The 22,446-nt window shown below is 72.0% G+C and carries 22 protein-coding genes; 12 read left to right on the top strand and 10 right to left on the bottom strand.

Going from position 1 to position 22,446, the window contains the following annotated elements:
* Positions 1–63: 63 nt before the first annotated feature.
* Positions 64–591 (bottom strand): DinB family protein, encoded by a 528-nt coding sequence (locus tag AB0J69_RS42910; RefSeq protein WP_364130362.1) that lies wholly within the window; start codon positions 589–591, stop codon positions 64–66.
* Between the two features lie 123 nt (positions 592–714).
* Between AB0J69_RS42910 and AB0J69_RS42915 the strand changes: the two genes are divergently transcribed.
* Positions 715–1,395, top strand: a complete 681-nt coding sequence (locus AB0J69_RS42915; RefSeq protein ID WP_364130365.1) for a copper homeostasis protein CutC — start codon at positions 715–717, stop codon at positions 1,393–1,395.
* 22 nt (positions 1,396–1,417) lie between these two features.
* On the opposite strand, the gene AB0J69_RS42920 is transcribed toward AB0J69_RS42915, so the two are convergent.
* Genes AB0J69_RS42920 through AB0J69_RS42945 form a run of 6 tightly spaced genes read right to left on the bottom strand, consistent with a single transcriptional unit; the run spans position 1,418 to position 8,838 of the window.
* Positions 1,418–2,560, bottom strand: a complete 1,143-nt coding sequence (locus AB0J69_RS42920; RefSeq protein WP_364130368.1) for an aldolase — start codon at positions 2,558–2,560, stop codon at positions 1,418–1,420.
* Positions 2,544–3,848: an FAD-dependent oxidoreductase gene (locus AB0J69_RS42925; RefSeq protein WP_364130371.1), complete on the bottom strand. Its 1,305-nt coding sequence runs from the start codon at positions 3,846–3,848 to the stop codon at positions 2,544–2,546. Before AB0J69_RS42925 ends, AB0J69_RS42920 begins: the two co-directional genes overlap by 17 nt.
* 9 nt (positions 3,849–3,857) lie before the next feature.
* Positions 3,858–5,045, bottom strand: a complete 1,188-nt coding sequence (locus AB0J69_RS42930; protein ID WP_364130374.1) for an AMP-binding protein — start codon at positions 5,043–5,045, stop codon at positions 3,858–3,860.
* Positions 5,046–5,078: 33 nt separating this feature from the next.
* On the bottom strand, positions 5,079–6,632 hold the full coding sequence (locus AB0J69_RS42935) for an AMP-binding protein (protein WP_364130377.1): 1,554 nt from the start codon (positions 6,630–6,632) through the stop codon (positions 5,079–5,081).
* Between the two features lie 18 nt (positions 6,633–6,650).
* Complete coding sequence (locus tag AB0J69_RS42940; RefSeq protein ID WP_364130379.1) at positions 6,651–7,712, bottom strand: hypothetical protein; 1,062 nt, start codon at positions 7,710–7,712, stop codon at positions 6,651–6,653.
* A 58-nt stretch (positions 7,713–7,770) separates the two neighbouring features.
* Positions 7,771–8,838: an LLM class flavin-dependent oxidoreductase gene (locus AB0J69_RS42945; RefSeq protein WP_364130382.1), complete on the bottom strand. Its 1,068-nt coding sequence runs from the start codon at positions 8,836–8,838 to the stop codon at positions 7,771–7,773.
* Positions 8,839–8,932: 94 nt separating this feature from the next.
* On the opposite strand from AB0J69_RS42945, the gene AB0J69_RS42950 reads away from it, so the two are divergent.
* A complete protein-coding gene (locus AB0J69_RS42950; protein ID WP_364130385.1) occupies positions 8,933–9,415 on the top strand; it encodes a hypothetical protein in 483 nt (160 codons plus the stop codon).
* Between the two features lie 24 nt (positions 9,416–9,439).
* On the opposite strand, the gene AB0J69_RS42955 is transcribed toward AB0J69_RS42950, so the two are convergent.
* Complete coding sequence (locus AB0J69_RS42955) at positions 9,440–10,381, bottom strand: acyl-CoA dehydrogenase family protein (protein WP_364130387.1); 942 nt, start codon at positions 10,379–10,381, stop codon at positions 9,440–9,442.
* Between the two features lie 132 nt (positions 10,382–10,513).
* Here AB0J69_RS42955 and AB0J69_RS42960 point away from each other — a divergent pair, with 132 nt between their 5' ends.
* Both AB0J69_RS42960 and AB0J69_RS42965 read left to right on the top strand, forming a co-directional pair.
* On the top strand, positions 10,514–11,185 hold the full coding sequence (locus AB0J69_RS42960; protein WP_364130389.1) for a hypothetical protein: 672 nt from the start codon (positions 10,514–10,516) through the stop codon (positions 11,183–11,185).
* Positions 11,186–11,300: 115 nt separating this feature from the next.
* Positions 11,301–13,046, top strand: a complete 1,746-nt coding sequence (locus AB0J69_RS42965) for a proline--tRNA ligase (protein ID WP_364130391.1) — start codon at positions 11,301–11,303, stop codon at positions 13,044–13,046.
* Between the two features lie 219 nt (positions 13,047–13,265).
* On the opposite strand, the gene AB0J69_RS42970 is transcribed toward AB0J69_RS42965, so the two are convergent.
* A complete protein-coding gene (locus AB0J69_RS42970; protein ID WP_364130394.1) occupies positions 13,266–13,766 on the bottom strand; it encodes a ferritin-like domain-containing protein in 501 nt (166 codons plus the stop codon).
* On the bottom strand, positions 13,763–14,227 hold the full coding sequence (locus tag AB0J69_RS42975) for a hypothetical protein (protein WP_364130397.1): 465 nt from the start codon (positions 14,225–14,227) through the stop codon (positions 13,763–13,765). The genes AB0J69_RS42970 and AB0J69_RS42975 overlap by 4 nt, the downstream gene beginning before the upstream one ends.
* Positions 14,228–14,461: 234 nt before the next feature.
* Between AB0J69_RS42975 and rimP the strand changes: the two genes are divergently transcribed.
* From rimP to truB, 8 genes are all read left to right on the top strand, one after another.
* Complete coding sequence (rimP, locus tag AB0J69_RS42980) at positions 14,462–14,950, top strand: ribosome maturation factor RimP (RefSeq protein ID WP_364130399.1); 489 nt, start codon at positions 14,462–14,464, stop codon at positions 14,948–14,950.
* A gap of 12 nt (positions 14,951–14,962) precedes the next feature.
* Entirely contained in the window at positions 14,963–15,967 is a 1,005-nt protein-coding gene (gene nusA / locus AB0J69_RS42985; protein WP_364130402.1) for a transcription termination factor NusA, read from the top strand.
* Positions 15,951–16,250, top strand: coding sequence for a YlxR family protein (locus tag AB0J69_RS42990; RefSeq protein ID WP_364130404.1), 300 nt, complete (start codon positions 15,951–15,953; stop codon positions 16,248–16,250). The genes nusA and AB0J69_RS42990 overlap by 17 nt, the downstream gene beginning before the upstream one ends.
* A 125-nt stretch (positions 16,251–16,375) precedes the next feature.
* A complete protein-coding gene (infB, locus tag AB0J69_RS42995) occupies positions 16,376–19,546 on the top strand; it encodes a translation initiation factor IF-2 (protein ID WP_364130406.1) in 3,171 nt (1,056 codons plus the stop codon).
* A 120-nt stretch (positions 19,547–19,666) separates the two neighbouring features.
* The gene (locus AB0J69_RS43000; RefSeq protein WP_364130409.1) at positions 19,667–19,963 is read left to right on the top strand and encodes a DUF503 domain-containing protein; all 297 of its coding nucleotides are present in this window, start codon (positions 19,667–19,669) and stop codon (positions 19,961–19,963) included.
* A gap of 39 nt (positions 19,964–20,002) precedes the next feature.
* Positions 20,003–20,482, top strand: coding sequence for a 30S ribosome-binding factor RbfA (rbfA, locus tag AB0J69_RS43005; protein WP_364130411.1), 480 nt, complete (start codon positions 20,003–20,005; stop codon positions 20,480–20,482).
* Entirely contained in the window at positions 20,479–21,519 is a 1,041-nt protein-coding gene (locus tag AB0J69_RS43010; RefSeq protein ID WP_364130414.1) for a DHH family phosphoesterase, read from the top strand. Before rbfA ends, AB0J69_RS43010 begins: the two co-directional genes overlap by 4 nt.
* Complete coding sequence (gene truB, locus AB0J69_RS43015; RefSeq protein WP_364130417.1) at positions 21,519–22,391, top strand: tRNA pseudouridine(55) synthase TruB; 873 nt, start codon at positions 21,519–21,521, stop codon at positions 22,389–22,391. Before AB0J69_RS43010 ends, truB begins: the two co-directional genes overlap by 1 nt.
* Positions 22,392–22,446 lie beyond the last annotated feature (55 nt).

Raw genomic sequence — 22,446 nt, forward strand, 5'->3', positions numbered from 1 at the left:
TCGCGGCCGATCTCGAAGGCGCCCGCGGGCCGGATCCCGCGGGCGCCTCCGCCTTCCCGCGCATCACTGCGAGGACGCGGTGCGCAGCAGGCGCAACTGGCCGATCTCGGAGACGTTCTTCATCAGCTCCCCGTTCACCCAGGCGACCATGTGGGCGACGGTGTGCTCGGAGCCCTCCGGCCACGGGAACGGGGCGGGGGCGTCCAGGTCCGGGTCGGTGAGACCGTCCAGCACCGCCAGCCAGTCCGCACGGAGGCCGCGCAACCACGCGAGGGCGCTCTTCCCGTCGCCCGGCCAGGTGATCTCGGACCGCTCTCGCGGCGTCCGCCCCCGCGCGTGATCGATGGTCACGCTCCACCACCAGCCGATGTGCCAGCTCACCCAGCCGATCGTGGGGACGGGGACCGGATCGGGCTCGACGTCCGCCCAGTCCGGCATCCAGTCCCCGGCGGCGTCCGGGCGCACCGTCCAGCAGCGCGCGGCGGGCTCCCACAGGAAGTCCTCCGGCTCCAGCCGCTCCAGGTGGTAGTCGAACAGGGACCAGGTGAGATCGAACTGCCAGCGCAGCAACTCACATCGGGACGCGTGCATCGGCCGATGTTGGCACGCCAGGACCTCGACCGGCAAAAGGGTCGCGGGCCGCCACGTGCTTCGCCCGAGGTCAGGCGGCACTTTCTGGCCCAAAGCGGCAAAGCACCATATAACCTCTCCTCCATGACCGGATCCCTGCTCGAGGTGATCGCGCTCAACGTGCGCGACGCCGTGGCCGCCGAACAGGGCGGCGCCGACCGGCTGGAGGTCGTCGCCGACATGGCGGCCGACGGGCTGACCCCCTCCCCGGAGACGGTTGCCGCGATCGCCGCGGAATGCCCCCTCCCCCAGATGGTGATGCTTCGCTGCGACGCCAACTTCGTCGCCGACCCCGACGTGCTCGACCGCCTCAGGCGCGACGCCAAGGCGCTGGCGCAGGCCGGTGCGGCGGGATTCGTGTTCGGCTTCCTGGACGGCGCGGGAGCGGTCGACCTGACGGCCACCGAGGCGCTCATCCACGCCGTCTCGCCCCTCCCGTGGACCTTCCACCGGGCCGTCGACCACGCCGCCGACGTCCAGGCGGCCTGGCGGGCCGTGCGGCTGCTGCCCAACCTGGCCACCGTGCTCACCTCGGGCTCGCCCGCCGGCGTGGGGGAGGGCCTGCCGACGCTGAAGGCGCGGGCCGACGCCGGCGACGGCTCGATCGTGCTGGCCGGCGGCGGCCTGAAGCCGGCCCACGTGCCGGCCCTGCTCGACTACGGCATCCGCGCCTTCCACGTCGGCTCGGCCGTACGGGCGAGCTGGTCGGACCCGGTCGAGTGGCGCCTGGTCCGCCAGTGGCGGGCCCTGGTCGAGCGCGACTGAAGGATCAGGGCGGCCCCCGCGGTCAGGGCAGGGCCGCGTCCGCGCGGCGCAGGGCGGCGGCCAGCGTGCGGATCGTGGCGGGCTCGTCCATGACCCCGCCCCCGGCCGAGCGCCGCTCCTCCCAGGCCCGCACCCGCTCCCGGTAGGAGTCGTAGCGGGCCAGGTGGAAGGCGTAGACGGTGGCGAACCGGCTCACCAGGTGTGACGGGTGCATGTCCCAGCCCTGGTAGAAGCCGTGCCCCAGCGAGTGCCTGACCAGCTCGGCGTGCCGCCGCCACAACGCGTGCACGTCCGCCGTACGGTCGGAGGCGGGCGAGGACGCCAGCGACCCGTCCGACAGCTCCACCCCCGTCCCCGCGAGCGCCGTCTGCATCACGTGCCGCGCGTGGTCGCAGGCCGGATGGTCGAGCCGCTGCTCGTGCGGCGGCAGCCCGATCGCGGCGGTGTAGTCGAAGACCCCGAAATGCGCCGCCGCCAGCCGCCCGCCCAGCGACTCGTTCAGGTCGCCGCGCAGGAACGGCAGCGTCTGCGGCGCCTCCACCTGCATCTCGAAGCGCAGCCGCGTCCCGAGCCCCGCCTCCAGCCGTTCCAGCACGGCCGCGAACTGCCCGAGGTACGCCTCCATCAGCACCTTGGGAAAGGTCACCGTGAACCCGGCGGGCAGCTCCCCGGCCCGCGCCATCACCCCGGTGACGAACCCCTCCAGCGTCCGCACCGACCGCTCCGGGTCCCCGTCGGCGAACGACTTCACCCTGGGGCCCCACCGCCGCGGCAGCGTCCCGGCCGCGTGCATCGAGGCGATCGCCTCGACGGCCCGCTCCACGTGCTCGTCCTCGACCGGTCCCGGCCGCACGCCGTAGCCGTCCTCGAAGTCGACGCGCAGGTCCTCGACGGGCTCGGTGGAGAGCTTGCGCACCACCCTCTCGTGCACGGCCGCGCCCAGGGCCCCGGGCACGCCGAAGACCTCGGCCAGCTCGCCGGGGCTCGGCAGGTGCGCCTTGACCAGGGACAGCGCCTGGTCGCCCCACTCGGCGACCGTGCGCGCGGAGAAGCGGTCGGCGGGGACGTAGACGGTGTGGACGGGCTGCCGGCCGGGCTCGGCCGCGGGGTAGCGGGCCTGCTGCAGCCGGTACGCCTCCGCGAAGCCCTCAGGGACGGCAGGCACGGAGCATGGCCTCCAGACCGACGAGCTTGACGCGTTCGCCCCGGCCCAGCGTCCGGGCCAGCTCTCCCTCCGCCGCCTCGATGCCCAGCCACTCCTCGTACGTCACCGGCGTCACCTCACGGGCGGCCAGCAGCGCGTCGATGCCTCCGCCGGGCACCCGCTCCCCGCCCTCCAGGTCGGCCAGGAGCGTGCGGACCGTGTCGGCCGCGCAGGACTTGTTGGTGCCGATCACCCCGGTCGGCCCGCGTTTGAGCCAGCCTGCCACGTATTCGCGATCGCGCACCCGCCCGGCCTCGTTCGGCACGGTCATGGTCTCCTCCGAGAACGGCACCCCGGGCAGCGGCACGCTCTGGTAACCCACCGAGCGCAGCACCATGCCCACCGGCAGCGTCTCGAACTCGCCCGTCCCGACCACGCGCCCCTCCTCCGACAGCCGGGTGCGCTCGAGCTTGAGCCCCTCGACCCGCTCGGTGCCGAGGATCTCCACGGGCCGCATCCAGAAGCGCACGTCGAGACGGCGCGGGCGGCCCACCGGCTCGCGGGCGGCCCACCCCTGCAGGACCTTGATGTTGCCCTGGACCTGGCGCGGGAAGTCGACGCCGGTGGCGACGACGGCCTCCTCGGGGCGCACGCAGACGTCGGCGTTGGCCAGGTCGCCCAGCTCGCGCAGCTCCTTCAGGGTGAACTTGGCGTGCTCGGGCCCGCGGCGGCCGACCATGTGGATGGCCTTCACCTCGCTCTCGCCGAGGCGTTCGAGCACCTCGTGCGGCACGTCCGTGGCGCGCAGCTCCTCGGAGGTCTTGGCCAGCACGCGCACGACGTCCACGGCCACGTTCCCGACCCCGATCACCGCGACCTCGGAGGTGTCGAGCGTGAACCGGTCGGGATCGACGTCGGGATGCCCGCAGTACCAGTTGACGAAGTCGGTCGCCGCCACGCTGCCGGGCAGGTCCTCGCCGGGGATGCCGAGCTTCCTGTCGACCATCGCGCCCGTGCAGTAGACCACCGCGTCGTAGACGCCGAGCAGGTCCTGAACCGACAGGTGCGACCCGAGCGTGACGCCGCCGAGGAAGCGCACCTGGGGCAGCTCCAGCACCCTGCGCAGGTAGTTCGCGATCGACTTGATGGACGTGTGGTCGGGCGCCACGCCGTATCTGACGAGTCCGTACGGGGTCGGCAGGCGTTCGAGAACATCGACCTCGACAGGCTCGGCCGACTGCTTGACCAGTGCCTCGGCCGTATAGATCCCGGCAGGGCCCGAACCGATGACCGCCACGTGCAACGTCACGCTGCCTCCCTATGCCGGTGATTGTGTTACACAGGGCACGCGTCCCACCAGATGCAACCGGCCAGTGTGATCGATGTATCCCCGGTCGCCGGTGCGGATGAACCCGTCCCTGGCGAATACCGCGTGATCGGGGCTCCTGCCAACGTAGCCGCTCATCACCGCATCCGAGCGGAGCAGCACCTCGCCCCGCTCCTCCAAGGGCAGGACGCGGCCCTCCCTGTCCCTGATGGACAGGTCGACACCACCGCGCGGCCTGCCCACACTCACCTCCGCGTCCTCCGGGGGGTCGTCGGGCCGGGTGCCGAGCCCCAGGCCGGCTTCGGTGCAGATGTAGCGGTTGCAGACGGGCACGCCGTACCTGAGGCGCAACGCCCTGATCAGCTCCGGACCGGCGGGGGCGCCGCTGGACAGGATGAGCGCCAGGGCCGGCAGGTCCCCGCCGCAGGCCAGGACCTCGGCCAGCTGGTACGGGCTGCCCTGCAGCACCCGGATTCCGTGGCCGCGCATCTCCCGCAGGGCGGCGTCGGGGCTCCATTCGGGCACGACGTGGCAGGTCCTGCCGGTCTGCAGGAACACCGGCAGCCGGGTGGCGAACCCCAGCCGGCCCAGCGGGTACGGCACCAGCCGCGCGTCCCCCGTGCCCCACCGGACGCCGGCACCGTGGGCCCGGATCGCCTCCAGCTGGCGGTTGCCGAACACGACGCCCTTGGGCGGCCCCGTCGTGCCCGAGGTGAACGTGATGACGACCGGCCGCGCCGGGTCCGGCGGGAACGGCGGCGGTGGCGGCTCGGCCCGGCGCAGGCCGCCGAGCCGTACGGGGTCGTAACCCTGCCCGCGCCCGCCCGGATCGACGGGCAGCGTGACCACGTCGAGCCCGGCCGGCGGCGGCAGCACGCGGGGAACGGTGATGACCAGGGCGGGATCCAGCATGGCCGGCAACTCGAGGCGCTCGATCCCGACGCCCGCGGTGACCGCGCCGATCTTGGCGCCCGCCACGTAGCAGATCACGAACTCGGGCCCGTCGGGCAGGGCGAGGACCACGACGTCGCCGACGCGGATCCCGCGATGGGCCAGCCCGGCGGCGACCTGATCGGAGAGCCGGTCCAGGTCGGCGAAGGACAGCTGTGTGGAGCCGGTGACCACGGCCGCGCGCTCCCCGAACCTACGTGCGGCCTCACCAGCCAGCAGGCGCAACATGGCAGCTCCTGGGGCGAAGGGCGCACTTCCACGCTACTCGCCTTGAGCCGTCCCCGGAGCCCGGCGCAACGCCTGCTTGTCCACCTTTCCGTTGACGTTCGTCGGGAGGGCGTCCAGCACGACGATCCGCTTGGGCACCTTGTAGTTGGACATGTTGGCCCGCGCCCACGCGAGCAGGGCCCCGGGGTCGGCCGCGACGCCCGGGCGCGGGACGACGTAGGCCAGCCCGGCCTCGCCCGACGCCGGATCCGGCACGCCCACGACCGCGGCCTGCGCCAGCGATCCCTCCCGCAGCAGCAGCGACTCGACCTCGGCGGGGGAGACGTTGAACCCGTTGACGATGTACAGCTCCTTCTTGCGGTCCACGATGGCGAGGTTGCCGGCCTCGTCCAGCACGCCGACGTCGCCCGTGTGCAGCCAGCCGTCGGCGTCGATCACCTCGGCCGTCCTGGCGGGCTCGTCCCAGTAGCCGCGCATCACGCCGTAGCCGCGCTGCAGGATCTCGCCGCGCTCGCCGGGCGCGACCTCCTTCCCGTCGTCGTCCACGACCCGCACCTCGATGCCGGGCACGGGCCTGCCGGTGGTGCGGGCGATCACCTCGATGGGGTCGCTGGCCCTGGTCATGGACACGACCGTGCCCTCCATCAGCCCGTACGCGTTGATCATGCGCTCCAGCCCCACCCGCTCGACCAGCCGTTCGATCAGGCTGCCCGGCACGGCCGCCGCCCCGCAGATGGCCACCCGCAGCGACGACACGTCCGAGGAGCCCCGGTCCAGCTCGTCCAGGATGCGGTGGAACAGCGTGGGCGGCCCGGCCAGGACCGTGATCCGCTCCGAGGAGATCAGCGACATCAGGGCGTCCGGCGCGAAGATCGGGATCGGCAACATCGTGGCCCGGCGCAGCACGCAGGCGACGAGCCCGGCGTTCAGCCCGAACCCGTGGCTGAACGGGGCGATCACCGGGTAGCGGTCGTGCTCGTCCAGCGTGACGATCTCCGACCAGTCCCAGTAGCCGCGCAGGACCTGGGAGTGGTCGATCATGACGCCCTTGGGGGCGCCGGTGGTGCCCGAGGTGGACATGATCTCGCACAGATCCCCGGGACGGACGGCGAGCGCCCGCTCCTCGGCCTCCTTCAGGGAGACCAGCGCGCCGAGGCCGGGTAACCCGGAGTCCTCGGGCACGACGACGTGACGCAGACCGGGCAGCGGCGGCAGCAGGCCCGCCAGCGGGGCGTCCGACGGGCCCGCGCCAGTGATCAGCACCTCCGCGCCGGTCTTCCGGATGAGCTGGGCGGCCTCGATGCCCTTGAACCGCGACGACAGCGGCACGATCACCGCGCCCGCGTCCCAGATCCCGAACGCGTGCGCCACCCAGTACGCCGAGTTCACCCCCCACATGGCCACCCGGTCGCCCGGGGCGACGCCGAGTGCCATGAGACCGCGGGCGATCCCGGACGCCGCGTCCCGCAGCTGCGACAGGGTCAGGCGCGCGCCCGAGGCGTCGGCGACCACCGTGGCGTCGGGATGCCGTTCGGCCTGGTCGCGCAGCATGCGGGGGAGCGTCCCCCAGTCCGGCATGGATCCCATTGGCTGCCCCCTGGTGGTCTAGGTGATGAGCGCCCGGTTCCTTCCGAGGTGGTGGCCGCGCAGGTCGTTCACGGTGCCGGGCGAAGGGGTCTCGGAGACCTTCTGGGCGATCTCCACGTTGATCGAGACGGGGGTCAGCGCGCGTACGGCCTGCTCGATCCGCGCCTTCCACATGGGGTTGCCGACCAGGCTCTCCCTGCCGAACGTCACCGTGAGCGCCGCCGTGTCCAGCGTCCCCTGCCGGCTGACGGCCAGCTCCCACCCCGCCACGCCGTCGATCTTCGACAGCGCCTTCCCGATGCGCGGCAGCGCCAGCCACACGCCTCTGACCAGCACGTGCTCGCCGACGGTGTGGGCGGGCGCCGGGATGTCGGGGCCGGCCGTCCTGGCCACCAGCCCGGTCCTGAGCACCGCGTCGCCGAGCGTCGAGTGCCCGTGCGGGGTGATGACCAGCTCGGCGAGCCCCGCCGCCGGGTCCGCCGTGCCGTCCTCGGCCAGTGCCGCCAGTCCCAGGACGCCGTCCACGAGCGGCTTCAGCGGCTCCTCCTCGGCCGTGCGCCACGCCAGGGCGCCCCCGCCGAACGGGCTGGCCAGCACCTCCGTGACCCGGGCCCCGAACTCGCCCGCCAGGTGCCCCAGCGTCCGCCTGGAGGCGATCTCGCCGGTCAGGATGATGTTCCCGAGCCCGAGGTCCAGCGGGTCCAGCAGGAACTCCAGGTGCAGGCGGGCGAGGAAGTCCATCGCCCCCGTCGGGGTGGCGACCAGCGTGGTGGCCTTCAGCGCGGACAGCGCGTGGTGCAGGCGCATCCGGCCGCGCGGGCCCACGCAGGCGGCCGCCTGGGCCACGTCCGCCGCCGCCGCGGCCCACAGGGCGCCGGCCGGCTCGGCCAGGGCCACCACGACCCGGTCGTCCGTACCGACCCCCGCCTCGCGCAGCGCCGCCCCGGTCAGCCCGGTCGCGGCCGCCCGGTCGTCCGGGGACAGCGGGAACGCGCTCGACACGTCGGGGGAGACGAGCAGCAGCCCGGCGGCGGAGCCCGCGGCACCCCCGAGATCGTCCCGAGTCAGCCAGCGCGCCATCAGACCACCACCTCGTCCAGAACCGTGCACCGACCGGATCGCCTGGCGACTCCCGCCATCACCGCACGACCTCGGTCATGAAGAGCTTCATCGCGTCGCACACCCGCTCGTGCGCCAGCCCGCCCACCTGCGCCTGGATGATCAGATCCGTGGCGCCGGCGTCGGCGATCCTGGCCAGGGCCTTGCGCGAGCCCGCCACGTCGTCCACGACCACCATCAGGTGCTCGCGCAGCGTGGCCATGGACTCCTCCGGCGGCATCCCGGCCGCGAGCTGCCCCAGCACCCGGTGGGTGGCGTGGCGGGCGTCGTAGTAGTCGGGCGGGGTGACGAGGTTGACCTGGCGGCGGATGTACCACAGGACGGGGTCGGCGGCCGTGGCGGTGGCCTCGTCGCGGGTGGGGGCGACGAACCAGGGGATCATGAGGGCGACGCGCCGTTCGGCCGGGTCGAAGCCATGCTCAGCCAGACATTCTCGATATTTCGCGATGTCGGCGGCAACGTCGTCGATGCCCTTCAGCATCGTCATGCCGAGCAGGTTGTACCCGTGCCGGGCGGCCGCCAGATAGCCGTCCAGCGAGGTCGAGGCCACCCACACCGGAGGATGGGGCTGCTGGACCGGGCGTGGGTAGACGGCCACGTCGGGGATCTCGAAGAACTCGTTCGACCGGCTGACCGGCTCCCCGTCGGCCCGCCAGATGGCCAGCGTGGCCTCCAGCGAGTCCTCCCAGATCTGCCGCGACTTCTCGAACGGCCGCTGGAACGCCTGGTACTCCAGGGGTGAGGCCCCCCGCCCCGTGCCGAACTCCACCCGGCCGCCGCTCAGCACGTCCAGCGTGGCGACGCGCTCGGCCGTGCGGATGGGCGACTGGAAGGGCAGCAGCACCACCCCGAGTCCCAGATGGATGCGCTCGGTGCGCTGCGAGATGGCGGCCAGGACCAGGTCGGGAGCGGAGGAGTGGGAGAAGCCCCTGGTGAAGTGGTGCTCCACGAACCAGGCGGCCTCGAAGCCCAGCCGGTCGCCCAGCACGACCTGGTCGATCACGTTCTGGAACGCCTGCTGCTCGACGGCGCGAGTGCGACCGCGGACCTCCAGCTCATACCCCAGGCTGATCCGTAGGGACGTCATCGCGCCTCCGGCGAAGTAGGAAACCAAGCGCTCGCTTGGTAGAGCGTATCAGCGGCAAAGACTTGCGGGAAGGGCGCGGCGGCGATCAGAGTGGATGCTCGTGAAGCGAAAGCACGCGCTGCGGCGGCCGAAGGGCGGCACGTTCCCGGACCAAGGCGACGATCTCTCGCTCACCAGCGCCCGCAGATATGAGGCGTTCGGCCGGGTGATGGCCGCGCTGGCGACCGAGGCCGACTTCATCGAGTCGTGCCGCGACCTGACCTGGTGGCGCGGGTCCGACCACAGCTGGCACATCGAGTGGCGCGACGGGCCGTACGCCTCGGAGGTGGCCTCCCTGCTCGTCGAGCAGGTGCGCGATCCCGGCCTCGACGGCTCACTCGTCACCCGGGCGGGGCCGGGCAACGACGGCTCGGCCGTGCTCGACGTGATGGGCGTCCTGTTCGAGCTGCGCGCGATCGACCCGATGGGGCGCGCCACCGTACGCGCCCGGCCCGGCTTCTGGCGCCTGGCCGAGGCCCTCGACACCACCCGCCGCACCAACGCCCGCCACCCCTGGGAAGAGCTCCTCGGCGGCTGACTCCGCCCGCCCCCGCCCCGCTCCTCAGTTCGTCCCGAAGACGTGATCGGCGAGGCGGGCGCGGTGGGCCTGGGGCGGGCAGAAGAGCTGCGCGTCCGAGGTGGCCCGCTTGAGATAGCGGTGCGCGGGATGCTCCCAGGTGATGCCGATCCCCCCATGCACCTGGATGTTCTCCCCCGCCGCCACCAGGTACGCCTCCGTGCAGTACGACCCCGCGACGGCCGCCGAAACCCCGTCCCCGGCCGCCGCCCCGGCCGCCGACCTGGCGGACTCCACGAGGAGGAGCAGGTCGGCCAGCTTGTGCTTGATCGCCTGGAACGACCCGATCGGCCGCCCGAACTGGTGCCGCCGCCCCGCGTGCTCGACCGCCATCTCCAGGCACCGCTGCGCCCCGCCCACCTGCTCGGCGGCCAGCGCGGCGATCCCGAGGTCGCGGACGCGGGCCCACGATCCCCCGTCGCCGAGCCGCCGTACCGGGGTGTCGCGGAAGGTGAGCCGCTGCAGCGGCCGGCTCTCGTCCATCGTCCGGTACGGCTCCCGCCCCCACGGCACCGCCTCCACCAGCAGCCCGCCGGCGTAGAGGAGCACCAGCTCGCCCTCCAGCGCGTACGGCACGACCCCTGTGAGCCGATCCCCCTCCAGCGAGAGGTCACCGTCCCCCGGCAGCACCACGGTCGCGCTCGCCGTGCCTCCGGCCAGCGCCGCGAGCACCTGCTCCGCCCCGCAGCACCGAGCCGCCTCGACGGCCATCACCGCCGACTGCAGGAACGGGTGGGGTGACAGGACCCGCCCCAGCTCCTCGGCCACGGCGGCCATCTCGGCCGGGCCGCAGCCCGCGCCCCCGTACTCCTCCGGGACCAGCAGCCCCGCGATCCCCACGTCCCGCGAGAACTCCCACCAGGACGCGCCGGGGCGGGCGGCGAGGTAATCGCGGACGACGGCGCGGAGGTCATCGGCAAGAGCCACCCGTTCAGCTAACCAAGCGGCTGCTTGTTTTGGCTAGCGGATGACCGAAATTTGCCTTTTTTGGATGGATACATAATCTGGATGTGGTCATCCCCAGGCATCTCCGGGGGAGGGGTTGACCAGGGAATAGAGATGAACAACACCACCATTGACTACGCCGACTTCGCCGAGTACGACCGGCGGCAGCGCGCCATCGAACACCATTTGCTGGCGGCCTTCGTAGGAGGACTGGCCGTCGGCCTGCTCGGCATGCTCGTCGCCGGGAACGGCCCGGAATGGATCGGCCAGTTCTACGACCCCTACGCCTATCTCGCCCTTTCGCTGGTCGTCGGCGCCAGTGCGTCGGGGTTCGGGTGGGCGCTCGTGACGACGTTCCTGGCGGCGGTGTCCACGCTGGTGGCGGCCATGGGAGCGGGCGCGCTGAGCGGCCACGACGCCTTCGACATCGTCGGCGGCAGCCCCGCCGGGCTCAACTGGACCATCGTCCTGCTCGTCGGCCTGGGCCTGCTCGCGTACGCCACCCGCAGGGAGGACCGCTGGGGCGACGTGGCGGCGGGCGCGGTCGGCGCGGCGCTGATCGCCGACGTGGTCGACCGGGCGACGCCGGGGTTCATCGACAACGAGCGGTCGTTCTGGCCGGTGCCCGCGCTGGCCGTCGGCCTGCTGGCCATCGGGCTGGTCCTCGTGCTGCGCAGGAACGCCCGTGGGCGGGTGCGCGCGCTGGTGATGTCGGCCGTGCTGGCGGGCCTGTTCACGGCCGGCCTGGCCGCCTTCGTGTCCGGGTGGATCCCGCTGGCCGTCTGATCCGGCGCTGGTCGCACCTGGTCGCACCTGATCGTGCCTGATAAGGGCGAGCGCGGCGCTCCTCCGACTCGATAGCCTGTAGTCCTTCACATCCAGGTTCGAACAAGGAGTGGCCGTGTTGCTGCGCATGTCGTCGTTGTTTCTTCGCACCCTGCGGGACGACCCGGCAGACGCGGAAGTCCCGAGCCACAAGCTCCTGGTCCGCGCCGGCTACGTCCGCCGCGTGGCCCCCGGCATCTACTCCTGGCTGCCCCTCGGCAAGATGGTGCTGGAAAACGTCGCCAGGATCGTCCGCGAGGAGATGAACCGCATGGGCGGCCAGGAAGTGCTCTTCCCCGCCCTGCTGCCCCGCGAATACTACGAGGCGACCGGCCGCTGGACCGAATACGGCGACACGCTGTTCCGGCTCCAGGACCGCAAGGGCGCCGACTACCTCCTCGGCCCCACGCACGAGGAGCTCTTCACCGACATGGTCAAGGGCGAATACGCCTCCTACAAGGACTATCCGGTCACCCTTTACCAGATTCAGACGAAATATCGTGACGAAGCGCGGCCCAGGGCCGGCATCCTGCGCGGCCGCGAGTTCCTGATGAAGGACTCCTACTCCTTCGACCTCGACGACGACGGGCTCAAGCGCTCCTACGAGCAGCACCGCGAGACGTACATCAGGACCTTCGACCGCCTCGGCATCGAATACAAGATCGTCTTCGCCCAGTCCGGCGCGATGGGCGGCTCGGCCTCCGAGGAGTTCCTGGCGCCCACGCCCACCGGCGAGGACACGTTCGTGGCCTGCCGCTCGTGCGGCTACGCCGCCAACGCCGAGGCCGTCGTCACCACCGCGCCCGCCGCCCGTTCCGTGGACGACGCCGAGCCGCTGCGGGTCATGGACACCCCCGACACCCCGACCATCGAGACGCTGGTGTCCTACGTCAACGAGCACCACGGGCTGTCCGTCACCGCCGCCGACACGCTCAAGAACGTCGTCGTCAAGGTCGCCACGCCCGGCTCCGACAAGACCGAGACGCTGGTCATCGGCGTGCCCGGCGACCGCGAGGTGGACTTCAAGCGCCTGGAGGCGGTGCTGTCGCCCGGCGAGCCCGCCATCTTCGAGGCCGCCGACTTCGCCAAGCACCCCGGCCTCGTACGCGGCTACATCGGCCCGCAGATCCTGCGCGAGCTCGGCATCCGCTACCTCGTGGACCCCCGGGTCGTCACGGGCACGTCGTGGGTGACCGGCGCCAACGAGGCCGGCAAGCACGCCGCCAACGTGGTCGCGGGCCGCGACTTCACCCCCGACGGCACGATCGAGGCCGCCGAGGTGCGCGCCGGCGACCCCTGCCCCCGCTGCGGGTCCGCGCTGTCCATCGACCGGGGCATCGAGATCGGCCACATCTTCCAGCTCGGCCGCAAATACGCCGACGCCGCCGGCCTCGACGCGCTCGGCCCCGACGGCAAGCCCCTCCGCATCACCATGGGCTCCTACGGCATCGGCGTGTCCCGCGCGGTCGCGGTCATCGCCGAGCAGGCCTACGACGAGCTCGGGCTGGTGTGGCCGCGCGAGGTCGCGCCCGCCGACGTGCACATCGTCGGCACGGGCAAGGAAAACCAGGTGGAGGCCGCCCTGAAGCTCGGGGCGGAGCTGGAGTCGCGCGGGCTGCGGGTCCTGGTGGACGACCGGCCGCAGGTCTCGCCCGGCGTGAAGTTCAAGGACGCCGAGCTGCTCGGCCTGCCGACGATCGTGGTCGTCGGGCGCGGGCTGTCGCAGGGCGTGGTGGAGCTGCGGGACCGGGTGTCCGGCGAGAAGTCGGAGATCCCCCTCGCCGAGGCCGCCGAGCGCATCCTGGCGGCCGTCAACGGCTGACCCCGCTCTCCCCATCGTCAGCGCCACGTACGGCCCTCCGGGCGCCGTGCGTGGCGCGCGGTGTCAGGTGACCGGTAAGGCCGGCCCGGACCCCTTGGCGACGAGGATCGAGGCGAGGAGATCCCGGACGGACCGTACCGGCCGGAGCCCGCGCATCGGTTCCTGACCCGTGCCCCGGGTGCCCGGCACGTCGGGCGCTCCGGGATCCTCGGGCCCGATCTACCCTCCGCCCTGTCCCGCTGAGGGCGAGGCCGACGGGGCCGCCGCCACCGGCATGCCGGGGAAGGCGGCCGGCTGGGCGGGACGGAAGGAGTAGGAGCGGGCCACCGCCTCCTGCATGGCCAGCGCGGCATAGCGGCGCAGCGCAGCCTCCTCGGCGGCGGCCAGCTCCAGGTAGGCGGCCGTGACGCCGGTCTCCAGGTGCACGGCCAGCTTGGCGGCCAGCGTGGCGTCGGAGGGGAAGAACGGCAGCATGTAGGAGGCGTCCGGCTCGGCCGGCTTGCCGCCGCGCGCCGTGATGTACGCGCGCAGCTGGTCACGCCTGGCCCGGTGCGCGTCGAAGGCCGCGCTGACCTTGTCGCGCAGCGATCCCGACGTCCGCGCCCCGAGCAGCCCGTACGCGAACAGCGCGGCGTGCTCCGCCGCCAGCGCCTTGCGCAACTTCTCGACGTCGCCGGCGGTCCCGGCGGTCCTGTCGCGGACGGTCCTCACAACACTCACAGCGACCTCGGCAGGGCGACGGCGTGGGCGGCCTCGCAGGCGCCGATGCTGGCGATGAGCTGGGCCACCCCGGGCGAGACGCCGTCGAGCTGGCGCGTCCGCTCGGCGGCGGCCTTGCGCTCCAGGGTGCGCAGCCGCGCCAGCGAAGCCTTGGCGGTGGCGGTCGCGCTGGCGGACGGTGACGGCGGCGCCGTGCCGGCCTTCACGTGCTTGCGCAGCTCGTTCAGATGGGCCTGGTGCCGATCCCGGAACGGCACCAGCTTGTCGGCCCCGCCCGAGATCAGGGACGAATAGAGCGCGACCGTACGTTCCTTCTCGGCGATGAGATCCTTCAGCAGGACGGTTTCCGGAGAGTCGGGAGCCGGGGCGGACGGCTGTGGCGGGTCCGACGCGCTGCAGGCGGTCAGAGCGGCCGCCCCGCCCGCCAGCAGGGCTCGCCGGGAGAGCTGACGCGGGCGCACGGACTCGAACCTCCAGTTGATGCCGGCCCTTGTCGGGGGCCTCGGTAGCATCGTACGGCCAGTGCCCCGGATCGCCGTCCGGCGACGCTCCGCCATTCGACCGTGACGAGTGGCGCTCTTTCCGTGCCCTCATACGGATAGGGTGTCAACTGTCGTCGCTGGCTGAGCGGCCAGGCGGCGGGGAGCCAGTGGCGAGGTCCGCCCGGCTGAGACATGACAATAGGGGAGGTCGATATGGGCAGCGCATCACCCCGCGACCACCTGATGAAGCTCCTGGAGCCCGTGGTCAGCGCGGAGGGCCTCGACCTGGAGGACATCACGGTCACCCAGGCAGGTAAAAGACGGCTGCTGCGCGTGATCGTCGACCGCGACGGCGGCGTGAGCCTCGACGACGTGGCCGACGTGAGCCAGGCCGTCTCCGCGGCCCTGGACGACGACGACTCGATGGGCCAGGGTGCCTACACGCTCGAGGTCTCCTCGCCCGGCGTCGACCGTCCCCTCACCGAGCCGCGCCACTGGCGCCGTGCGGCCAAGCGGCTGGTGAAGGCGGAGCTGAGGAACGGCACCGTGGTGGAGGGCCGCATCATGGCCGCCGATGAGGGCGGCGTCGAGCTCGACGTCGCGGGCGCGGCACACAGGCTTGATTACGAAGACCTGACCCGGGGACGGGTACAGGTGGAATTCCGCCGATTCGACGACGACGTCGACGGCGACGAAGGCTAAGGGGGAGCCGTCGTGGACATCGACATGAGCGTCCTGCGCAGCCTGGAGCGGGAGAAGGACATCTCCTTCGACCTGGTCGTCAAGGCGATCGAGGACGCTCTGCTGATCGCTTACTTCCGCACCGACGGCGCCGCCTCCAAGGCGCGGGCCGAGCTCGACCGCAGCAGCGGCCACGTCATGATCTGGGCGGCCGAGCTGGATGAGGAGGGCGAGGTCGTCAGGGAGTTCGACGACACGCCGAACAACTTCAGCCGGATCGCCGCCACCACCGCCAAGCAGGTCATCCTGCAGCAGCTGCGCGACGCCGAGGACGAGATCAACTTCGGTGAGTTCGCCAGCCGCGAGGGCGAGCTGGTCTCCGGCGTCATCCAGCAGGGCAAGGACCCGCGCGTGGTGCTGGTCGACCTCGGCAAGATCGAGGCCGTGCTGCCGCACGCCGAGCAGGTCCCCGGCGAGGAATACGTGCACGGTGAGCGCATCCGCGCCTACGTGGTGCAGGTGAAGAAGGGTCACAAGGGCCCCTCTGTCACCTTGTCGCGCACGCATCCCGGGCTGGTGAAGAAGCTGTTCGCGCTCGAGGTGCCGGAGATCGCCGACGGGACCGTGGAGATCGCGGCGGTGGCGCGCGAGGCCGGCCACCGTACGAAGATCGCGGTCCGGTCGCGCAAGCCCGGCGTCAACGCCAAGGGCGCCTGCATCGGGCCGATGGGCTCGCGCGTGCGCAACGTGATGACCGAGCTGCACGGCGAGAAGATCGACATCATCGACTGGTCGGAGGATCCCGGCGACTTCGTGGGGAATGCCCTGTCGCCCGCCCGCGTTTCCCATGTCGAGGTTCTCGATCTCGACGGGCGTGTGGCCCGGGTGACCGTACCCGATTACCAGCTCTCGCTGGCCATCGGGAAAGAGGGGCAGAATGCCCGGCTCGCCGCGAGACTCACAGGATGGCGGATCGACATCCGGCCCGATACACAAGCCGAGGACGCCGCCGGTTCCGTAGATGCGTCAACACGGTAAGCTGGAATATGGTGGCCAAGCGGTCCCACAGCGCACCTGTGTGGGCTGCAGGGTTCGCACGGCTAAGTCCGAGCTGCTCCGCCTGGTGAGGGTCGAGGACCACGTGGTCCTTGACCTGCGAGGACGGCTTCCTGGCCGAGGTGCATCGCTGCACCCGTCCATGAGCTGTCTGGAGCTTGCCGAGCGGCGCCGAGCGTTTCCGCGCGCGTTCCGCGTGCCGGGGCCGCTTGACGTGTCGCCCGTGCGGGCGCACCTGGAGGGAGAACCACGAAATGTCATGTAGGACGCCGAGTTGATGGGCGGAGTCAGATTGCTATGAGCGCCTGATGAGCACGCGGCGATGAAGACGTCAAGGTAGCGACGGTCCGGACGGCACAGCCAGCCTCCCGGGCCGAGTAAGGGAGTGCAGTGGCGAAGGTCCGGGTATACGAGCTCGCTAAGGAGTTCGGCGTAGAGAGCAAGGTCGTCATGGCCAAGCTCCAAGAGATGGGAGAGTTCGTCCGTTCGGCGTCCTCGACCATCGAAGCGCCGGTGGTCCGCAGGCTCACCGAAGCGTTGGGGGCATCCAAGGGTGGCCCCTCGAGGGGCGGCGGTCAGCCGTCCAACAAGCCGCAGCCGCCAAGGGCTGCTCCCCGGCCGGCGGACAGCCAGGCCGGTAACGGCGCCGGACAGGCGTCGGTCCCCGCCCCACCGCGTCCGGGTCCCAAGCCCGGTCCGCGTCCAGGCCCCGCGGGTGGCGGTCAGCCGCGCCCGCCGGTGCCGATGCCTCACCAGCCGCAGCAGCAGCCTGAGGCCGCGCGCGGTGAGACTTCCGGGGCTCCGCAGGCGCGTTTCGAGAGCGGTGCGCCCGCTCGTTCCGAGAGCGCGCCCGCTCGTCCTGAGAGCGGGGCGCCCACCCGTCCCGAGAGCGGTGCGCCCGCTCGTCCGACCCCAGGCCCGCGGCCTGGGCCCGCGCCCCGTCCGGGCCCCAAGCCCGGCCCGGCGCCTCGTTCGGGCGGTCCGGGTGCCGGTGGCGGCTCCCAGCAGGCGCCGCGCCCCGGTGGCGGCGGTGGCGCTCGCCCCGGAGCGGGTCCCAAGCCCGGTCCGCGTGGTCCGCGCCCTGGTAACAACCCGTTCTCTTCCAACGCCAGCGGCATGGGTCAGTCCCGTCCGCCGCGTCCGGGCGGCAACCGCGAGGGCGGTGGCGGTCCCGGCCAGCGTGAGCGTCGTGACGGTCCGCCGCGCGACGGCGCGATGCCACGTCCGCCGCAGGGTCGTGGCGGTGGCGAGGGCAGGACCGGCGCGGCCGGCCCGCGTCCGGGCCCGCCCCCCGGCGGCCCGCGTCCGGGTCCCGGCGCCGGTGGTCCCCGTCCGGGTGGCCCGCGTCCCAACCCGATGATGATGCCGCAGGGTCGTCCTGCCGGTCCCGGTGGTGGCGGCGGTGGCCGTCCCGGCGGTGGCGGTGGTGGCGGCGGCGGTCGTCCCGGCGGTGGCGGCGGCGGCCGTCCCGGTGGCGGCGGCGGTGGCGGTCGTCCCGGTGGTGGCGGCGGCGGTTTCGCCGGTCGCCCGGGTGGCGGCGGCACCGGCCAGCGCACCGGCACCGGTGGTCCCGGCGGCGGTGGCGGCGGCTTCGGCGGTCGTCCCGGTGGCGGCGGTCGCGGCCGTGGCGGTGGCACCGCGGGAGCCTTCGGGCGCCCCGGCGGCCGTCCCGCGCGTGGCCGCAAGTCCAAGCGCCAGAGGCGCCAGGAGTTCGACAACATGTCGGCGCCGGCGATCGGCGGTGTGCAGGTCGCTCGCGGCAACGGTGCGACGATCCGCCTGCCGCGCGGTGCGTCGCTGTCCGACTTCGCCGACCGCATCGGCGCGAACCCGGCCTCGCTCGTGCAGATCATGCTGCACCTGGGCGAGATGGTGACCGCGACGCAGTCGGTCAACGAGGAGACGCTGCAGCTGCTCGGGGCCGAGCTGGACTACAACATCCAGGTCGTCAGCCCGGAGGAGGAGGACCGCGAGCTTCTCGAGGCCTTCGACATCGAGTTCGGCGAGGACGAGGGCGACGAGGCCGATCTGGCCGCGCGTCCGCCGGTCGTGACCGTCATGGGTCACGTCGACCACGGTAAGACCAAGCTGCTCGACGCCATCCGCAAGACCAACGTGGTGGCGCGCGAGGCGGGTGGCATCACCCAGCACATCGGTGCTTACCAGGTCGCCGCCGTGCACGAGGGCGAAGACCGGAAGATCACCTTCATCGACACCCCGGGTCACGAGGCGTTCACCGCCATGCGTGCCCGAGGCGCCAAGTCCACCGACATCGCGGTGCTGGTGGTCGCGGCCGACGACGGTGTGAAGCCGCAGACGATCGAGGCCCTCAACCACGCCCAGGCGGCGGAGGTGCCGGTCGTGGTCGCGGTCAACAAGGTCGACAAGGAGGGCGCCGACCCGAACAAGGTTCGGGCCCAGCTCACCGAATACGGCCTGGTGGCGGAGGAATACGGCGGCTCGACGTTGTTCGTCGACATCTCGGCGAAGAACTCCACGGGCATCGACGAGCTCCTCGAGGCCATCCTGCTGACCGCGGACGCCGAGCTCGACCTGCGGGCCAACCCGACGATGGACGCTCAGGGCATCGCGATCGAGGCTCACCTCGACAAGGGCCGTGGCCCTGTCGCGACCGTCCTGGTCCAGCGCGGCACGCTGCGCGTCGGCGACTCGATCGTGTGTGGCGAGGCCTTCGGCCGCGTCCGCGCGATGCTCGACGACAACGGCGACGCGGTCGAGGAGGCCACGCCGTCCCGTCCGGTCCTGGTGATGGGTCTGACGGCCGTTCCCGGCGCCGGTGACAACTTCATCGTGGTCACCGACGACCGGATGGCCCGGCAGATCGCCCAGCAGCGCGCGGCGCGCAAGCGCAGCGCCGACATGGCGAAGTCGAGCCGCCGCCTGACCCTCGAGGAGCTGTTCAGCAACCTCGAGAAGGGCCGCGTCGACGAGCTCAAGCTCATCATCAAGGGTGACGTCTCCGGTTCGGTGGAGGCCCTGGAAGACGCCCTGCTCAAGATCGATGTCGGCGACGAGGTCAGGCTCCGTGTCCTGCACCGCGCGGTCGGCGCGATCACCGAGTACGACGTCAACCTGGCCGTCGCCGACGACAACGCGGTCATCATCGGCTTCAACGTCCGCCCCGAGCCTCGGGCGCGCGACCTGGCCGAGCGCGAGGGCGTCGACATCCGCTACTACTCGGTCATCTACCAGGCGATCGAGGAAATCGAAGCGGCGCTCAAGGGCATGCTCAAGCCCGAGTTCGAAGAGGTCCAGATGGGCACCGCCGAAGTCCGCGAGGTCTTCAAGGTGCCGAAGATCGGCAACGTCGCCGGTTCGCTGGTCCGCTCCGGCGTGATCGTCCGCAACAGCAAGGCCAGGGTGATCCGCGACGGCGTCGTCATCGCGGACAACCTGACCGTCTCGTCCCTGCGTCGCTTCAAGGATGACGCGACCGAGGTCCGCGAGGGCTTCGAGTGCGGTATCGGTGTCGGCTACAACGACATCCGGATCGACGACGTGATCGAGACGTTCGAGATGCGGGAGAAGCCGCGCGTGTGACGCGCGGCCGGGCGCCCGGCGGGACATCCGCCGGGCGCCTCTCGCACGCCCTGGCCTGGTTCCCACCGCAGCAGGCCGGGCGTGCGTTCACCACACCAGGCCAAGCGGTGGTTGACAACGATGTATGTGGGTGCTCTGACCCTGGACATCCTGCTCGGCGACGTCAGATCGCTGAAGCAGAAGCGCTCTGTCGTACGGCCGCTGATCGCCGAGCTGCAGCGCCGTTACCCCAGCATCGCGGTGGCTGAGACCGGCCATCTCGACCTGCATCGCAGGGCGGAGGTCGGCGTGGCGGTAGTGTCCGCCTCCGCGGGTAACTGCAAGGAACTGCTGGACGCCTGCGAGCGGATGGTGGCTTTCCGCCCCGAGATCGAGCTGCTGTCGGCCCGGCATCAGCTCTACAACGACGAAGATTGAACGACTGCACGGCCAGGTCGTGCGTGAGGGGGAGCGAACATGGTGGATGCCGCACGAGCGCGCAAGCTCGCCGATCGCATCCAGCAGATCGTCGCCGAGATGCTGGAGCGACGGATCAAGGATCCGCGCCTGGGCTTCGTCACCGTGACCGACACCCGCATCACCGCCGATCTGCGCGATGCGACGGTGTTCTACACGGTGTTCGGCTCCGACGCCGAGCGGGCCGACAGTGCCGCCGCCCTCGAAAGCGCCAAGGGGATCATCCGCTCCGAGGTGGGCCGCCAGACCGGCGTACGCTTCGCCCCTACGCTGACGTTCAAGCACGACCCGCTGCCCGACAGCGCCCGTCACCTGGACGACCTGATCAACGCCGCCCGGGCGCGCGACGCCGAGGTGGCGCGGCAGGCCCAGACGGCGTCGTACGCGGGCGAGCCCGACCCCTACAGGAAGCCCGACGAGGAGGGTGTCGACGCGGTGTCCGAGCTGAGCTCGGAAGTCAGTAGGGAAGACCAGGCGTGACGCCCGACGTACGCGACCGGGCCGATCGCCCGGCGCGCCTGGACGCGCGGCCGGCGGACACCTGCCCGATCCCGGAGTCCTCCTGGGATCGGGCACTGCGCCTGATCAGCCAGGCCGACGAGGTCGCGCTGGCCTGCCACGTCACCCCCGACGGCGACGCGCTCGGCTCGATGCTGGCGGTCGCGTTCGTGCTGCGCTCGATGGGCAAGCGGGTGGTGGCGTCGTTCGGCGACCGGCACTTCGCGGTGCCGCGGCTGCTGCGGTTCCTGCCGGGGCAGGAGATGCTGGTGCCGCCGTCGGACTATCCGGCCGCGCCCGAGCTGATGATCGTGTTCGACTCCTCGACGTTCGAGCGGCTCGGGCTGCTGGGCCCCAACGCGGCCGTGGCGCGCGAGCTCGTCGTGGTCGACCACCACCCGTCCAACGCCGGGTTCGGCACGCTCAGCCTCATCGACGCCAATGCCGCCGCCACCGCCATGCTGGCCGAGCAGCTCGTCTACCGGCTCGGCGGCCGGCTCGACCGGGACATCGCCACCTGCCTGTACGCGGGTCTGGTGACGGACACCGGGTCGTTCCGCTACTCCTCGACCACGCCGGCCGTGCACCAGATGGCGGCCAGGCTCGTGGCCACCGGGCTGCACACCGACGAGATCGCCCGCGAGCTGTGGGACCGCTCGCCGTTCGGCTACCTCAAGGTGCTGGCCGCCGCCCTCGACCGGGTGGAGCTGGAGGGCGGTCTGGTGTGGACGTACGTGACGCGGGTGGACCGGGCCGCGTACGGGCTGCCGTACGCGGAGCTCGAAGGGATCATCGACATCGTGCGCCGCACCGACGAGGCCGAGGTCACGGTCGTGCTCAAGGAGGACGACCAGGGCGACTGGCAGGTGTCCACCAGGTCCAAGGGCACCGCCGACGTGGCGGCCGTGTGCGCGGCGCTGGGTGGCGGCGGGCATCACAACGCGGCCGGGTACACCTCCCACGACACCGTGGAGGAGACCATGGCGAAGTTCCGGCGCGAGCTGGGGAAGGTTTCCTGATGGCCGAGAGCGGTCTGATCATCGTCGACAAGCCGGGTGAATGGACCTCCCATGACGTGGTGGCCAAGATGCGGCGCATCGCGGGCACCCGCCGGGTGGGGCACGCCGGCACGCTCGACCCGATGGCGACGGGCGTGCTGGTGATCGGCGTGGAGAAGGCGACCAGGCTGCTCGGGCACCTGACGCTGACCGAGAAGGTCTACACCGCCACGATCCGGCTCGGCGTGAGCACCAACACCGATGACGCCGAGGGCGAGGCCACCGCCACGGCCTCGGCGGCCGGTGTCACGGAGGCTAAGATCCACAAGGGCGTCGCGGCGCTGACCGGCGAGATCATGCAGATCCCGCCGCAGGTCAGCGCGATCAAGGTGAACGGCCAGCGGGCCTACAAGAAGGCGCGCGCGGGCGAGGAGGTCGAGCTGGTCGCCAGGCCCGTCGCCGTGCGGCAGTTCGACGTGCTCGACATCCGGGCGGCTGGTGACGTCGTGGACGTCGACGCGGTCGTGACCTGCTCCAGCGGCACCTACATCCGCGCGCTGGCCCGCGACCTGGGCGCCGCGCTCGGGGTGGGCGGGCACCTGACGCGGCTGCGGCGCACCCGGGTGGGACCCTACGACCTGTCCCTGGCCAAGAGCATCGAGGAACTGGCCGGGGAGTGCGTGATCCTGCCGATCGGCGAGGCGGTGGCGGCGGCGTTCCCGCGCCGGGACGTCACGGCCGAGGAGGCCCGCGTCATCGGGCACGGCGGGCGGCTGCCCGCGGCCGGGCTCGGCAAGGGCCCGATCGGGGTGTTCGGGCCGGAGGGTGAGCTGCTGGCGCTGGTGGAGGAGCAGGGCTGGGTGGCCAAGCCGCTGGCCGTCTTCGTCGGTTGATCCCACCGGGGCTGTGCTCGGTGGGACGACACCGGTTCTGACCGGGCACGTGGCG

Origin of the sequence: Nonomuraea sp. NPDC049709, assembly GCF_040674815.1 — a bacterium.
Taxonomy (GTDB): Bacteria; Actinomycetota; Actinomycetes; order Streptosporangiales; family Streptosporangiaceae; genus Nonomuraea.

Coding starts and splice junctions, on each gene's coding strand:
- AB0J69_RS42910 (WP_364130362.1), bottom strand. CDS start 591: ATGCACGCGTCCCGATGTGAGTTGCTGCGCTGGCAGTTCGATCTCACC.
- AB0J69_RS42915 (WP_364130365.1), top strand. CDS start 715: ATGACCGGATCCCTGCTCGAGGTGATCGCGCTCAACGTGCGCGACGCC.
- AB0J69_RS42930 (WP_364130374.1), bottom strand. CDS start 5,045: ATGTTGCGCCTGCTGGCTGGTGAGGCCGCACGTAGGTTCGGGGAGCGC.
- AB0J69_RS42935 (WP_364130377.1), bottom strand. CDS start 6,632: ATGGGATCCATGCCGGACTGGGGGACGCTCCCCCGCATGCTGCGCGAC.
- AB0J69_RS42940 (WP_364130379.1), bottom strand. CDS start 7,712: ATGGCGCGCTGGCTGACTCGGGACGATCTCGGGGGTGCCGCGGGCTCC.
- AB0J69_RS42945 (WP_364130382.1), bottom strand. CDS start 8,838: ATGACGTCCCTACGGATCAGCCTGGGGTATGAGCTGGAGGTCCGCGGT.
- AB0J69_RS42950 (WP_364130385.1), top strand. CDS start 8,933: ATGCTCGTGAAGCGAAAGCACGCGCTGCGGCGGCCGAAGGGCGGCACG.
- AB0J69_RS42960 (WP_364130389.1), top strand. CDS start 10,514: ATGAACAACACCACCATTGACTACGCCGACTTCGCCGAGTACGACCGG.
- rimP (WP_364130399.1), top strand. CDS start 14,462: ATGGGCAGCGCATCACCCCGCGACCACCTGATGAAGCTCCTGGAGCCC.
- AB0J69_RS42990 (WP_364130404.1), top strand. CDS start 15,951: ATGCGTCAACACGGTAAGCTGGAATATGGTGGCCAAGCGGTCCCACAG.
- AB0J69_RS43000 (WP_364130409.1), top strand. CDS start 19,667: ATGTATGTGGGTGCTCTGACCCTGGACATCCTGCTCGGCGACGTCAGA.
- rbfA (WP_364130411.1), top strand. CDS start 20,003: ATGGTGGATGCCGCACGAGCGCGCAAGCTCGCCGATCGCATCCAGCAG.
- truB (WP_364130417.1), top strand. CDS start 21,519: ATGGCCGAGAGCGGTCTGATCATCGTCGACAAGCCGGGTGAATGGACC.